This window comes from Thalassospira xiamenensis M-5 = DSM 17429, from assembly GCF_000300235.2.
Lineage (GTDB): Bacteria > Pseudomonadota > Alphaproteobacteria > Rhodospirillales > Thalassospiraceae > Thalassospira > Thalassospira xiamenensis.
On sequence record NZ_CP004388.1, the window covers coordinates 4,443,220 to 4,456,750 of the forward strand.

14 protein-coding genes are annotated in these 13,531 nt (G+C 54.2%); 9 read left to right on the forward strand and 5 right to left on the reverse strand.

Annotation, left to right across the window (positions count from 1 at the left end; all coding sequences use genetic code 11):
* Positions 1 to 43: 43 nt before the first annotated feature.
* Complete coding sequence (locus TH3_RS20565; RefSeq protein WP_233421816.1) at positions 44 to 1,432, reverse strand: ATP-binding protein; 1,389 nt, start codon at positions 1,430 to 1,432, stop codon at positions 44 to 46.
* A gap of 266 nt (positions 1,433 to 1,698) precedes the next feature.
* Positions 1,699 to 2,280: a malonic semialdehyde reductase gene (locus tag TH3_RS20570; protein ID WP_007088459.1), complete on the reverse strand. Its 582-nt coding sequence runs from the start codon at positions 2,278 to 2,280 to the stop codon at positions 1,699 to 1,701.
* A gap of 145 nt (positions 2,281 to 2,425) precedes the next feature.
* On the opposite strand from TH3_RS20570, the gene TH3_RS20575 reads away from it, so the two are divergent.
* The 7 genes from TH3_RS20575 (at position 2,426) to TH3_RS20605 (ending at position 8,699) form a co-directional block, all read left to right on the forward strand.
* Positions 2,426 to 3,679: a polysaccharide deacetylase family protein gene (locus tag TH3_RS20575; RefSeq protein WP_007088458.1), complete on the forward strand. Its 1,254-nt coding sequence runs from the start codon at positions 2,426 to 2,428 to the stop codon at positions 3,677 to 3,679.
* Positions 3,680 to 3,824: 145 nt separating this feature from the next.
* Positions 3,825 to 5,042 carry a bifunctional phosphopantothenoylcysteine decarboxylase/phosphopantothenate--cysteine ligase CoaBC gene (coaBC, locus tag TH3_RS20580; protein ID WP_007088457.1) on the forward strand — a complete coding sequence of 406 codons (1,218 nt, stop codon included), beginning with the start codon at positions 3,825 to 3,827 and terminating at the stop codon, positions 5,040 to 5,042.
* Between the two features lie 78 nt (positions 5,043 to 5,120).
* The gene (dut, locus tag TH3_RS20585) at positions 5,121 to 5,594 is read left to right on the forward strand and encodes a dUTP diphosphatase (protein WP_007088456.1); all 474 of its coding nucleotides are present in this window, start codon (positions 5,121 to 5,123) and stop codon (positions 5,592 to 5,594) included.
* 139 nt (positions 5,595 to 5,733) lie between these two features.
* Positions 5,734 to 6,189 (forward strand): RrF2 family transcriptional regulator, encoded by a 456-nt coding sequence (locus TH3_RS20590; protein WP_007088455.1) that lies wholly within the window; start codon positions 5,734 to 5,736, stop codon positions 6,187 to 6,189.
* Between the two features lie 202 nt (positions 6,190 to 6,391).
* Positions 6,392 to 7,342, forward strand: coding sequence for a cysteine synthase A (gene cysK, locus TH3_RS20595; protein ID WP_007088454.1), 951 nt, complete (start codon positions 6,392 to 6,394; stop codon positions 7,340 to 7,342).
* 120 nt (positions 7,343 to 7,462) lie between these two features.
* Positions 7,463 to 8,266: a HesA/MoeB/ThiF family protein gene (locus TH3_RS20600; protein ID WP_007088453.1), complete on the forward strand. Its 804-nt coding sequence runs from the start codon at positions 7,463 to 7,465 to the stop codon at positions 8,264 to 8,266.
* Positions 8,256 to 8,699, forward strand: a complete 444-nt coding sequence (locus TH3_RS20605) for a DsrE family protein (RefSeq protein WP_007088452.1) — start codon at positions 8,256 to 8,258, stop codon at positions 8,697 to 8,699. The genes TH3_RS20600 and TH3_RS20605 overlap by 11 nt, the downstream gene beginning before the upstream one ends.
* A gap of 13 nt (positions 8,700 to 8,712) precedes the next feature.
* Here TH3_RS20605 and TH3_RS20610 read toward each other — a convergent pair whose 3' ends face one another.
* Positions 8,713 to 9,387, reverse strand: coding sequence for a LysE family translocator (locus tag TH3_RS20610; RefSeq protein WP_007088451.1), 675 nt, complete (start codon positions 9,385 to 9,387; stop codon positions 8,713 to 8,715).
* 81 nt (positions 9,388 to 9,468) lie between these two features.
* Between TH3_RS20610 and TH3_RS20615 the strand changes: the two genes are divergently transcribed.
* On the forward strand, positions 9,469 to 10,386 hold the full coding sequence (locus tag TH3_RS20615) for a LysR substrate-binding domain-containing protein (RefSeq protein ID WP_007088450.1): 918 nt from the start codon (positions 9,469 to 9,471) through the stop codon (positions 10,384 to 10,386).
* Between the two features lie 100 nt (positions 10,387 to 10,486).
* Positions 10,487 to 11,020 carry an MgtC/SapB family protein gene (locus TH3_RS20620; RefSeq protein WP_007088449.1) on the forward strand — a complete coding sequence of 178 codons (534 nt, stop codon included), beginning with the start codon at positions 10,487 to 10,489 and terminating at the stop codon, positions 11,018 to 11,020.
* A 10-nt stretch (positions 11,021 to 11,030) separates the two neighbouring features.
* Here the strand turns inward: TH3_RS20620 and TH3_RS20625 are convergent, their stop codons facing one another.
* On the reverse strand, positions 11,031 to 12,071 hold the full coding sequence (locus TH3_RS20625) for a LacI family DNA-binding transcriptional regulator (protein WP_007088448.1): 1,041 nt from the start codon (positions 12,069 to 12,071) through the stop codon (positions 11,031 to 11,033).
* 53 nt (positions 12,072 to 12,124) lie between these two features.
* Complete coding sequence (locus tag TH3_RS20630) at positions 12,125 to 13,456, reverse strand: GH1 family beta-glucosidase (protein WP_040061355.1); 1,332 nt, start codon at positions 13,454 to 13,456, stop codon at positions 12,125 to 12,127.
* Positions 13,457 to 13,531: the final 75 nt, after the last annotated feature.

The following is a 13,531-nucleotide window of genomic DNA, read 5'->3' on the forward strand; positions in this document are numbered from 1 at the left end:
CATATGAAATATTCTGAATTTTCCGATGCCTTTGGGGCTAAAATCAGGCCCGATGCAAGGTTCGGATATTATCGCTGGCCTTGGCGGGCAGATAGACGGTGAATACCGAACCAACCCCCTGTTCGCTGTCGATGATCATGGTGCCGCGGTGGCGTTGCACCAGATGTTTGACGATGGCAAGACCAAGACCGGTGCCACCAACGGCACGCGACCGTGCCGTATCGACCCTGTAAAACCGTTCAGTCAGGCGTGGCAGATGTTCGCGTGCGATTCCGTCGGAATGATCCCGGACGGCGACGGCCAGAACACGGTCATGCCGGTAACGGGCCAATGCACCCGGGGTGTTTTTGGCCAGTGTGATCGATACATCAATACTGGTTTTGGGATGTCCGTATTTGATGGCGTTTTCGACCAGATTGACAAAAACCTGGGTCATTTCCTTTTCCTCGCCAACAATTTCGGTGTTGTCGAGGTCGCAGGAAATCTTGATTTCCATGCCTTTGGCTTCGGCCTTCATCGCCAATGTCTGGGCGACTTTGTCGATGATCTTGCCGATATCGCAATCATCAGATGGCGGTGTATGTTCGTTCAGCTCGATCCGTGCAAGTGACAGCAAATCTTCGATCAGGTGCTGCATACGCTGGCCCTGATCACGCATGACCGGCAGGAACTGGTGCAACGCATCGGGATCGTCCTTTGCCGGGCCTTCAAGCGTTTCGATAAAGCCCAGCAACACCGAAAGCGGGGTGCGTAGTTCATGCCCGGCATCGGTCGCGAAATCGGCGCGCATCTGTTCAAGTTTGCGAAGCTCTGTCAGGTCCGAGAAGGACAGAACAAAGTTCCGGTCCCCGGTTGCGGCTGGCAGGCGCGCGGTCAGAACATCGAAATGACGATGGGCGTCGCTTGCCAGAACGAATTCGGCATGTTTCATCTGTTCGCGTTCGCCCGCGACATCATCAAAGGCATCAAGCAGGATCGGATCGCGGATATATCGTGTCAGATCGCGACCGGTTTCCAGATTGTGGAACAGGCCGCGTGCGGCCTGGTTAAAACCGGTCACAACGCGTTGCCGGTTGACCATCACAACCGGGTTCGGCAGGTGATCAAGGATTTCGGCATCGGTGCTGGTCTGGGCTTCAAGATGGGCGATGCGTTCGCGAAATGCGTTGGTGATCTGGGTATAAAGGGACGACAGCTCGGACGCCGCACCGAAAAAAAGATGCTGTGGCGGGGTGCCGCGGAACTTGTCACGCAATGCGGTGGCGTAACGCGCAACACGGCGCAGATCATCGAAATAGATACGTAAAACCCCGGCGACACCGACCCACGCCAAGACCGCACACAGAATCGCTGTGCCCCAGCCAAGCAATTCCATCGATGCCAGTACGATAAAGATCGCAGCATTCGGGAATGCAACCGCAAATGCGGTCATTAACAACTGGCGAAAGCCCAACGGATGCTCCTGATGTCGGGTACCCCAGAGGGTACGCATTAACGCATGCAAAAAATTTCGACTAAAATGATTATGCGCCGGTAAAGATCAAATAAAAGTTAGATGACAGTTTTCAAGTATTGGAAAAGCTTGAAAAAATACGTCGTCTGAACCCTGATCATACAGGTGTATAATCCGATTTTGCCAAAAAATCTGCGAATGCGCCAGCACGGCCATCCCGCGTCGGTTTCGACTTCAGATAGAAATCAGATAATTTCGGCACCTTCGTCAAACGCTAGGCGAGGGCTGCGATCAAACAGTTTTGAGGGGTCGCCATAGCCGATATTGATCAGGAAATTGCTTTTGACCGACGTGCCCGCGAAGAATTCTCCATCAACCTTGGCATTGTCAAAGCCTGACATCGGGCCGCAATCAAGTCCAAGGGCACGTAACGCCAGAATGAAGTAGGCTGCCTGTAATGTTCCGTTACGAAACGCAGTGGTGGCAATCAGGTCATCATTTCCTGAAAACCACGATTTTGCATCTGTGTGCGGGAACAGTTTCGGTAATTTTTCATGGAATTCGATGTCATAGGCAATGATGGCTGTGACCGGAGCTGCCAGGGTTTTTTCCCGATTTCCTTCGGAAAGTGCCGGTTCGAGACGTTGTTTGGCGTCCTGTGATTTAACAAACTTGATGCGCATCGGCTCGCAGTTGGCGCTGGTCGGGCCCATAACCGTGAGGTCCCACGCCTTTTTCAGAAGCGCTGTATCGACATCGCGATCCTGCCAGCCATTGTGGGTTCGAGCTTCATTGAAAAGAATGTCCAGTGCGTCTGAATCCAGCATGCGAATCTCCGTTAATACTGCGGTTGAATTGAGTGCCTTTCAGGTAGGTTGCAGTGAACTATACACAAGCCGAGTGACGAAATTGTGGAAAAACAATTGGTTCGCTGGTAGGTTCACAAAAAACATAATTACCGGAAACCATAAAATGAAGACTGTGGTTTTGGGGGCTGCAGTGACCAATGAGTGGGGTCGCAAAAAGATGGATGTGGCAATGCAAGCACAGACCAATGGGCAGCAAACTTCTGATGCTGTTGCGCGAGCCAAACGCGCAAATATGTTTCGTTGTATGGTATTCGGCACGGCCTTTGCGGTCGGTCTGACATTTGGTGTCTCGCCGGGCATGGCTCAGAATGCCGATACAAGCGGTACTGCAACGGAAATCCAACCTCCTGCTGCTGATGTGTTGCAGTCTGATAATCGCCAAAGCAACAATGATGCCTCCGGTGACGTACAGGCACCATCGGGTGATGCGACGTCGGCCGTTGTGTTTATGTATCATCGGTTCGCGGAAACCGATTTCCCGTCGACCAATATTCGTGGTCCGCAGTTCGAAGCCCATATCCGCGAACTGACAAGTGGCAAATATACGGTCATGGGCATCCCGGAAATCATTGATGCCATGCAAAATGGCAAAGGACTTCCAGATTATGCCGTCGGTATTACGGTAGATGACGCCTACCGTTCGGTTTATGACGTTGCGTGGCCAGCCTTTAAAAAGCACAATATCCCGATGACGGTATTCGTCGCGACCGAGCAGGTTGATGCCGGGTACGAGAACTACATGACCTGGGATATGTTGCGCGTACTGGTCAAAGACGGGGTAACCATTGGCGGCCACAGCCAGCATCATTCGCACTTGCCAAGCTTGCCAATCGAGGAAGTGAAGGCCGAACTTGCGCATTCGGCGCAGCGTTTCAAGGAAGAACTGGGCTTTGTCCCGGACATCTTTGCATATCCGTATGGCGAGGCCAGCGACGAAGTTGTCGCAGCGGTCAAGGAAGCCGGTTATAAGGCGGCATTTGGCCAGCAAAGCGGCGCGATGAGTACGGAATCGGATATGATGTATTTGCCGCGCTTTGCCATGAACGAGAATTACGGCGAAATGGACCGCTTTATTCTGGCGGCAAATTCCCTCCCGTTATCGGTCAGCGATGTGACACCGCCAAATTACACGCTTGAACGTAATCCGCCAGCATTCGGCTTCACCCTCAAGCAGAAGGCAGCCTACATAGCATGTTACCCTTCCGAGGGCGAACCGACCATGAATCGGCTGGGCGATGAGCGGGTTGAAATCCGTCTGGATGCCCCGGTTTCATCGGGGCGGTGGCGGATCAACTGTACTTCGATGGGGCCGAATGGACGGTGGCGCTGGTTTGGAATGCTTTATACTGTTCCCTGATAAGTAATTGAAAATCAACAATGAAATGGCGCCATGGGTTTTACGAACCTGTGGCGTTTTTTCTGATCACTTTGGACGCTTGCGCGTAATCAACGGAGAAGGTAGGTTAATCACACTTATTCAACGTAAATAGCTGGTAACCACAGTGCAGGCAGGAAAAAATATCCTTCTGATCATCTCGGGCGGCATTGCCGCCTATAAGGTTCTTGAGGTGATCCGGCGGTTGCGCGACCGAGATATTAATATCCGCGCGATCCTGACCAAAGGCGGTGCAGAGTTCGTTACACCGCTGTCGGTGGCCGCCCTGACCGAGAACAAGGTTTATCAGGATCTTTTTTCTCTGACCGATGAGGCCGAAATGGGCCATATCCGCCTGTCGCGTGAGGCCGACCTTGTTCTGGTCGCTCCGGCAAGTGCCGATATCCTTGCGAAAATGGCCACCGGACAGGCGGGTGATCTTGCAACGACGGCCCTGTTGGCTACCAACAAGCCGGTGATGGTCGTTCCGGCGATGAATGTCGAAATGTGGAACCATGCCGCGACACAGGCAAATATCGCGACCCTTGAAGGGCGTGGCGTGATGCGTGTCGGGCCGGCGGCGGGTGATCTGGCTTGTGGTGAAACCGGATCGGGTCGTTTGGCAGAACCTGCTGAAATCATCGCAGCGGTTGTTGATTTTCTTGAAGGACAGCCGGTTTCAAAACCGCTTTCAGGGAAAAAGGCTGTTGTAACCAGTGGCCCGACATACGAGCCGATTGATCCGGTGCGCTACATCGCCAACCGGTCTTCGGGCAAGCAAGGGCATGCGATTGCCGCGGCTCTTGCTGCGGCGGGTGCAGATGTGACGCTGGTTAGCGGCCCGGTAAGCCTGCCTGATCCGATGGGTGTCAAAGTTGTGCGTATTGAAACAGCCCGCCAGATGCTTGATGCGGTGCTGGCCGCCCTGCCCGCCGATATCGCGGTTTGTGCTGCCGCAGTTGCAGATTGGCGCGTTGCCGAAGAAGCAGGTCAGAAGCTTAAAAAAGATGGCTCTGGTGTGATTGCAGACCTGAAGCTTTCGGAAAATCCGGATATTTTGGCGACACTCAGCCAGAAAGGTCCTAAACGCCCGCAATTGGTTATTGGTTTCGCTGCCGAAACGGAAAATGTCATCGAACATGCCCGCGCCAAGCGCGCGCGCAAGGGGTGTGACTGGATTCTTGCAAATGATGTCGCCCCTGGAACCGGGACCTTTGGCGGTGATCATAATGAAATTTTCCTGATTTCCGGGGTGGATGCCACCAGTGACGAAACCTGGCCTCGTCAGGGTAAGAACGGTGTGGCGCGGGCGCTGGCAGAACGAATTATCCAGCATTTTGCATGATATTATGGATTTAACCCGGTCAGTGTTTGTGTGGCATTGCAACGCATCTGACCAGAAAAGTGAAGACAAGGATTGTTTATGACGCGTTTGACTGTCGATCTGAAACAGCTGCCCCATGGTGCGGATTTTCCGCTGCCCGATTATGCCACCGCACAGTCGGCGGCCGTCGATTTGCAGGCAGCGATTGACGATACGCTTGTGATTGCACCGGGCAAACGGGCCATGGTTGCAACTGGTATTGCGATTGCCCTGCCCGCCGGGTTCGAAGCACAGGTTCGCCCGCGTTCGGGGCTGGCTGCGAAAAATGGCGTCACGGTTCTGAACAGCCCGGGGACGATCGACGCGGATTATCGCGGTGAAATCAAAGTAATCCTGATCAATCACGGTGACGCGGCATTCACCATCGAGCGGGGTATGCGCATCGCCCAGCTTGTGGTCGCACCGGTAACCCAGGTGGCGTGGAATGCGGTTGCCGATCTGGATGAAACGGCGCGTGGTGCCGGTGGCTTTGGATCGACCGGTGTTGCTGCACCGGCGGTAAAAACGGTCTGATTGCCGTAAATACAGCAGCAATATCATCGAAAGCATTTGGGTTATCTGATGATGTTGCTGCGTTGTGAACTCTGATAATCGCCAGTCCCGATATTTCCGGGGGGATCAGCGGGACTGCAAGGGGAGCATGAAAGAGACGATGTTAAAACTGTCAAAGAAGATGCTGTTCGCCATAGAGGCGGTGGTGGACATCGCCTATAACGCTGCGGGTGAACCGGTGCAAAGTCGCGATATCACCGCACGTCAGGGCATTCCGAAACGTTATCTTGAACAGACCCTGCAACAGTTAGTGCGTGCCGACATTCTGGTCGGTGTGCGCGGTCCGCGCGGCGGGTATCGTCTGGCACGTGAACGTCGGCGCATTACCCTTGCCGATATTGTATCCGTCATCCGGTCAATGGAAACATCCGACGACCCGATCGAGGATCCGGCAGGATCGCCGCTGGGTAAGGAAGTTGTCCGTCCGCTTTGGCGGGAATTGCAGGACGAAATGATGGTGGCGCTGACCCGGATCACGGTCGAGGATCTATGCAACCGCGCGCGTGACGCAGGCCTGCGCAGCGGGATTGAGGAATCACCGGATTTCATTATTTAGTCGTCGGAACGGGCTGCGGATTGTTGTATCGTTAAACCACAAGAATCCGCTGCGGTTCATATCCAATACACAGGCATCGGAAACCGGCCAAACCAGGTTTTGCGTAAAAACTGTTTAAACCCAATTGACTTGGGTGTTAAACGGGATAAATACAAATCAAGAATGTGGTTGGTTTTAAATTACAAGAAATTGCGAGGAAAACATGACTGAGTTTCGCGGCAAGATTTACGACAGCATCATCGACACCATTGGTGCGACGCCGCTGGTTCGTCTTTCACGTCTGGCAGCGGCCGAGGGTGTGAAGGCCGACCTGATTGGCAAGCTTGAATTCTTCAACCCGCTGGCCTCGGTTAAAGACCGTATCGGTCTCGCAATGATCGAGGATGCCGAAAAGTCCGGTCGGATCAAGCCGGGTGCAACACTGGTCGAACCGACATCTGGCAATACCGGTATCGCGCTTGCTTTTGTTGCGGCGGCCAAGGGTTATAAGCTGATCCTGACCATGCCCGAAAGTATGTCGCTGGAACGCCGCAAGATGCTGATGCTTTTGGGCGCGCAGATTGACCTGACCCCGGCAGCCAAAGGCATGAAGGGTGCTGTTGCCCGCGCCGAGGAACTGGTCGCCGAGATTGATGGCGCGATCATGCTTCAGCAGTTTGAAAACCCGGCAAACCCGGAAATTCATCGCAATACGACGGCCGAGGAAATCATCAAGGATACCGCAGGCAAGATCGATATCTTTGTTGCCGGTGTCGGTACTGGCGGAACATTGACCGGTGTTGGTGAAGTCCTGAAAAAACATAATCCGAATATCCAGATCGTCGCGGTCGAGCCCGAAGACAGCCCGGTTATTTCCGGTGGCGCACCTGGACCGCATAAAATCCAGGGCATTGGTGCTGGTTTCATTCCAGGTAACCTTCATACCGATGTGATTGACAAGGTCATGACGATTGGCAATGAAACCGCCTTTGCCACCGCACGCAAACTTGCCAGCATCGAAGGACTGCCGACCGGGATTTCGTCCGGTGCGGCCGTTGCTGCCGGTATCGAGCTTGGCCAGTTGCCGGAAAACGAAGGCAAACGTATCGTGATCATCATTCCGAGCTTTGCCGAACGTTATCTTTCGACCCCGCTGTTCGAAGGTCTGCAGTAATCCGGTTTTGCTGACCGACGCATCTTAAGAAGGCCCGGATTTTCCCGGGCCTTTCTTGTCTGTGCCATGCGCGCTATATGCAATGGCAGACCCGTTTGGCATGAATGAAAGAAACCGCCTGTGAGTGATTTTGATTTCAGCGAAAATGAAGTGCAGCGCTATGCCCGGCATATCGTTCTGAAGGATGTTGGCGGCACAGGGCAAATGAAGCTGAAGCGCGGGCGGGTGCTGATTGTCGGCGCGGGTGGACTTGGATCGCCATTGGCGATGTATCTGGCCGCGGCCGGGGTTGGCAGCATCGGGATCGTCGATGCGGATACGGTCGAACTTTCCAATCTGCAGCGCCAGATCGCGCATGGCATGAAAGACCTTGGCAGCCCTAAGGTCGAAAGCGCCAAATCAACCATGCTTGATATGAACCCGGAAATCACCGTGCAGACGCATAATGTGCGGCTTGATGCGTCCAATGTTATGGGCCTGATTGCGGATTATGATGTGATTGCCGACGGGTCGGACAATTTCGAAACACGATTCCTGCTAAACGATGCATGCTATTTTGCGGGCAAAACACTAGTGTCGGGTGCGGCCCTCCGGTTTGACGGTCAGGTTGCGACATTCAAGGCGCATCTGGGCGATCCGCATCCCTGTTATCGCTGCATCTATCACAGTCCACCGCCCGAAGACGCCATTCCGTCCTGTGCGCAGGGCGGTGTTCTGGGCTCGGTCGTGGGCATGATCGGCGGGATTCAGGCAACCGAAATTCTCAAGGAACTGATGGGGATTGGCGATGGTCTGTCCGGCAGGCTTGTGATTGTCGATGCACTTGGTGCATCCTTCCGAAAGATTAAAGTCCCGCGTGATCCGGGCTGCCCGCTTTGTTCCGAAAATGCCAGTATCAAGGACCTGTCCATTCATGAGCACTGAAAACGCGAAACAGTCGGAAAGCCCACGGAAATTGTCACTGGTGGTGTTTTCAGGAAGCTTTGAAAAGGTTCATTACGCACTCGTAATGGCGTCAGCTGCCCTTGCATCCGGGCGTGAGGCCACCCTGTTTTTCACTATGGAAGCCAGTCGTGCGGTCCTTGCGCCGTCGGGCTGGCGTCATCTTCGGACCGAGGCCGAGGGGGCAACGGCTACCTCGATTGACCTTAGTTATTCGATGCGCGGAATTGGCACTTTCGAGGAATTGCTGTCGGCCTGTGTGGCACTGGATGGCAAGTTCATGGTTTGCGATATGGGTCTTCGTGCGCTTGGCCTTGAAAACGAAGCAAAGCGCGAAGAGCTTAAAATCGAAACGGGCGGCGTGGTAACGTTTCTGAATGATGCCCATCAACAGGGCGAAATGCTGTTTATCTAAGACGTTGAAGAATTCAGTTGGTGCTTGTCAGTAGTTTGATGCCAAGTCCGGCAAGACACAGGCCCACACCACGTTCAATCCAGATTTTAATAGCTGCGATGCGCGCTTGCACCGAAGGCAGTGTCAACGCGACCGCGACCAGTGCAAACCAGATCATGTGGCATGCCGCGATATACAAACCGTAACCGATTTCCATCAAAACCGGTGTATCGGGTGAAATCATCTGACTGAACAATGAAACTATGAACAGCATCGTCTTGGGGTTAAGGGCATTGCAGGCAAAACCGATCCAGAAAGCGGATCCGTTCCGTTTTTGATTTTCTTCCGGCCTGTTGGTGCTTTTGTTTGTCATTCGGGTCTGAAGTGCCGCGGGTCTTGGCGAAAATAAAGCCCGAATATCTGGCCAAAGTGCGGATATCCCCAGCCATATCAGATAGGCAGCACCCAGATAGCGCAAGCTGGTCAGAACCCAGACATTACTGGCAAATACAACGCCAAGCCCGATCAGCGTATAGGCCAGATGTACTGAAACACCGCTGCCGATCCCGATAGCGCACAGAACACCAGCGCGACGACCCCGTGTAAGTGCAATACGCGTCACCATGGCGAAATCCGGTCCGGGGCTGATAACGGCAAGAATGGTGATGATGGCGACGGCAATGACTTCGATCTGGGCAATGGCTGGCATGTTCGTGGTCCTTGATCTGTGAGCTTATTCAGTATCAAATTGAAAAGATCACCAGAAAATCGAAAATTCGTGGGAAATTTCGTGAGTAATTTTCACAGAAAGCGCAATCTGCCGCCACTTGCTGCGTTACCTGCCTTTGAGGCGGCCGCACGGCATCAAAGCTTTTCGCGCGCCGCCGAAGAATTGCACCTGACGCATGGTGCGATTAGCCGTGCAGTCGCGCAGATCGAGGAACGGCTGGGTATTGATCTGTTTGTTCGTCGCAACCGGCGTGTCTGGTTGACCCCGGCAGGCGAAAGGCTTTTCAAGTCGGTCGTAACAGCGCTGGACGGGCTTGATGGCACGGTCGAGGAAATTCACCGCCATGACAGTGCATCGCCGATCCTGTCAGTATCGTGCGAACCAAGCCTCGCCATGCGCTGGTTGATGCCAAGGCTGGGTGCTTTTCGCGAAGCCAATCCTGACTTGAATATCGATCTAAGGCTGGCTGGTGGGCCGGTTGATCTGCTGGTTGAGGGATGCGATCTGGCGATCCGGCGGGCTGATTTCGGCATTGCCGAGGATTACGAGGTAACCCGCCTTTGGCCGGAATTTGCCGGGCCGGTTTGTGACCCGAATTGCTGGGAAGATATTCTGGTTCGCGATTTGTCCAATGCGCGATGGTTGCATAGTCGTACGCGGCCGGATGCCTGGGATATCTGGAGGCGGGCGAGTGGGAGTAATAGCAGCCCGGCAAGCGAGCAATATTTCGACCATTTCTTTTTTACACTTCAAGCCGCCGTCAATCGTTTGGGGACTGCAATCGGGCCTTTGCCGCTGGTTTATGATGATCTGTTGGCTGGCCGATTGGTTGCGCCGTACGGTATGGCGCCTACCGGCTATGACTATGTCCTGATTACATTGGATAGACCGGGGCGCGACCCGCGGATTTTGCGATTCTTTGACTGGCTGATGGCCGAAGCCAAGGGAATTGAAAGCGGAGTCGTGCCGCAAGACTGATTGATATCGGGTTGCCCGATTGACCGTTGGCGGAACAATGCACGAACAGGGCGCGTTTCGGTCTGTATATCAAACAGATTAAGCGCGAACTGGATGCGGCATGACAAACCTTTCCTATCTTGCAACCGTCGAAGGCTATTTCGATATTGCGGTGGTCGACATGATCCTGCGGCTCTGCGCGGCAACGGTCATTGGCATGCTGATCGGGTTAAACCGGGATGTGAATGGCAAGCCGACCGGCATGCGGACATTGGCATTGGTAGCACTTGGTGCCGCGGTTGTGTCGGTGGTTGCAGTACATTTCGAGGATTTGATCGATCACCCTGATGCACTATCGCGCGTCGTGCAGGGGATTTTGCAGGGCGTTTTGACCGGCATCGGCTTTATCGGGGCGGGTGTTATTCTGCGCCATCCAAAGGATATGTCAGTCAGCGGCCTGACGACGGCGGCAACCGTCTGGATCACGGCGGCACTTGGCATCGCATGCGCCCTTGCGGCCTGGCATATCGTGGTGATCGCGACGGTGTTGACGTTGATTGTCCTGATTGTTTTAAAACCGGTCGAACTAATGCTGGTTCGGCTTCTGGGTAGCGACGAAACGGTGGAAGATATCAGGAAAGACAACGAAGGCTGATTGCCATGGATCAGAAATCCTCCCCTTCCCGGAAGGCGGCGAGGTCATCAATCCGCCGATAAGGCAGCAGCGTTTGCAGTTTTTCGGCGGGTGTGCCGGTCATCAGGCTGTGCAAATGTTCCGACAGGACTTTTCCAACCTTGCGTTGCGGCTGGTAGTAATAGGCAAGTTTCTGTTTTGAGAGCATACGGAACGGCATGCCGCCAAAGCCGACAACACCGATTCCGTCACGGATCGTATCCATGCCCAGTTCCAGTAATGCTTCGAGTGCGCCAATCATTGTCATCTGACTTGCGCAGACCACGGCAGTAGCATCGCGCTGATCGGTCAGCAGGCGGATGGTGGCTTCGCGGGCCGCGCGGACGGAAACATCCGAAGTCATCCAGATCAGGCTTTCTGGATCAAGCCCTGCCTCGATCATGGCGCGGCGCGCACCGCGTTTGCGATATCCGAAAAAGGTCAGGTCTTCAGGCGGATCAATCATGCCGATTTTGCGGTGGCCGTCATCAATCAGGCGTTTGACCGCATCATATGCCGCCTGTTCATCATCGTGATCGACAAAGGCATGCGGAGTTAAAAGTTCGGTCCGACCAAAGCTGACAAAGGGAAAGTCATGTTGCAGGCAGTATTTGGCGCGGCTGTCCTGCAATGTGGTGCGCGAAAAGACAACCGCATCGGCCATGTGTTGCGTATGTACGCGGCGAACGGGTTCAAGTGGATCTTCGCTGCTGGTCTGGGCCAGGACAACCAGTGAATAGTGATCGGCCTCCAAACCTTTTGCCAGGCTTTCAACCTGGGCCAGAAAGCCCGGGTCGCCATAATCACCAACTTCGGGGGAATACAGGATCGAACAGACCTGCATGGTTTTGCCGGTGCGCAGCATGACGCCACGGGCATCGGGGTGATAACCGATTTCGGCCGCCGCGGCCTTGACGCGTGCGACCGTATCAGGTTTGACCTCCGGCCCGTCTTTCAATGCACGAGAAACCGTTGTGACCGACAGGCCAAGACGGTCAGCAATAGTGCGAAGGTTCGGGCGGGAGGCTGACATATACAGGTCCGTTCATCTATTCTTTGGCGGACAATCTAATCGCCCGTCTGTGGTTAAGGCAATGCGTTGCTTTCGATCACGCGCCGCATGAAGTCATAAGACGCCTTTGGCGTCCGTTTCTGCGTGTTGTAATCGACATGCACCAACCCGAACCGCTTTTCATAGCCATATGCCCATTCGAAATTATCAAGCAGGGACCAGGGCATATATCCTTGCACATTTGCGCCTTCGTCAACGGCGCGCAAAAGAGCCGAGAGATATTCACTGTAGTAGGCAATGCGATCCTGATCTTCGATATAGCCGTCATGACCGGGAAGATCGATGAAGGCACCGCCATTCTCGGTCACGAAAACCGGCGGATTGCCGTAGTTCTCCTGCAGGATTTTCATGGTGCGATAGAAGCAGTCACCATCAATCGCCCACCCCATTTCTGTGCGACGGAAATATTTTGGCGGTTCGGCGTGTTTGAACGGCCATGCGCGTCCTTCAGTGGCTTCGATATAGCTTGGAAAATACTGGTTCAGGCCCTGAAAATCGACTTTGGTTTTGATCGCTTCAAGGTCGCCATCCTGAATATGGGGTTCCATGCGATCAATAATCAGCTCGGGATAGCGGCCGAAATAGACCGGATCAAGGAAGGTGCCATTCCATTTGGCTTCGAACAGATCGACCAGATGGGCGTCCTGTTCGCGCCGATGCGGCAGTGTATAGGCCTTGTGCATCGGCAAAACGAATCCGACCGGTGCATCCGGATAATGATGCTTGATCACGCGGGTCGCCCGCGCATGGCACATATTCAGATGATGGGCGACGCGCATCGCTGCGCGTGGATCGGTAATACCCGGTGCGTGGCGGCCTTCTTCGTGACCGACCCATGCAACCACGTTGGGTTCGTTAAATGTAACCCATGATTTGACCCGGTCGCCAAACCGTTTCACAAGCAATTCGGTGTAATCGCCAAACCAGTCAACGATATCGCGATTCGCCCAGCCCCCGCGATCCTGCAACGCCTGTGGCAAATCCCAGTGATAAAGACAAAGCCAAGGATCAAGATCGCGTTCGCACATTCCGTCAATCAGCCGGTCGTAAAACGCCATGCCGGTTTCATTAACTTCGCCGGTGCCATTCGGTATGACACGCGGCCACATTACCGAAAATCGATAATGTTTCGCGCCAAGCCGACGGATCAGGTCAAGATCCTCGGCCCAGCGATGGTAATGATCGCAGGCGACGCTGCCGTTGTCGCCATTGGCAACCCGGCCGGGTGTTGCACAGTAGGTGTCCCAGATGCTGGCGCCGCGCCCGTCGTCGCTCGCGCCGCCTTCAATCTGGTAGCTTGAGGTCGAGACACCCCAGCGGAAACCGTTGGGAAAAGGTTTGATCATGATTGTTTCCTTGCCCTGTCGCGGATCGCATTCGTTGGCAGATCCAAAATCGTAACGTTTCGGAAATTTCGGCAA

What these genes read in the sequence shown, in the direction of transcription:
- TH3_RS20590 (WP_007088455.1), top strand. Translation starts at nt 5,734, where the DNA reads ATGTTAAAACTGTCAAAGAAGATGCTGTTCGCCATAGAGGCGGTGGTG.
- TH3_RS20630 (WP_040061355.1), bottom strand. Translation starts at nt 13,456, where the DNA reads ATGATCAAACCTTTTCCCAACGGTTTCCGCTGGGGTGTCTCGACCTCA.
- TH3_RS20610 (WP_007088451.1), bottom strand. Translation starts at nt 9,387, where the DNA reads ATGCCAGCCATTGCCCAGATCGAAGTCATTGCCGTCGCCATCATCACC.
- cysK (WP_007088454.1), top strand. Translation starts at nt 6,392, where the DNA reads ATGACTGAGTTTCGCGGCAAGATTTACGACAGCATCATCGACACCATT.
- TH3_RS20620 (WP_007088449.1), top strand. Translation starts at nt 10,487, where the DNA reads ATGACAAACCTTTCCTATCTTGCAACCGTCGAAGGCTATTTCGATATT.
- TH3_RS20605 (WP_007088452.1), top strand. Translation starts at nt 8,256, where the DNA reads ATGAGCACTGAAAACGCGAAACAGTCGGAAAGCCCACGGAAATTGTCA.
- TH3_RS20575 (WP_007088458.1), top strand. Translation starts at nt 2,426, where the DNA reads ATGAAGACTGTGGTTTTGGGGGCTGCAGTGACCAATGAGTGGGGTCGC.
- TH3_RS20570 (WP_007088459.1), bottom strand. Translation starts at nt 2,280, where the DNA reads ATGCTGGATTCAGACGCACTGGACATTCTTTTCAATGAAGCTCGAACC.
- TH3_RS20565 (WP_233421816.1), bottom strand. Translation starts at nt 1,432, where the DNA reads ATGACCGCATTTGCGGTTGCATTCCCGAATGCTGCGATCTTTATCGTA.
- TH3_RS20625 (WP_007088448.1), bottom strand. Translation starts at nt 12,071, where the DNA reads ATGTCAGCCTCCCGCCCGAACCTTCGCACTATTGCTGACCGTCTTGGC.
- dut (WP_007088456.1), top strand. Translation starts at nt 5,121, where the DNA reads ATGACGCGTTTGACTGTCGATCTGAAACAGCTGCCCCATGGTGCGGAT.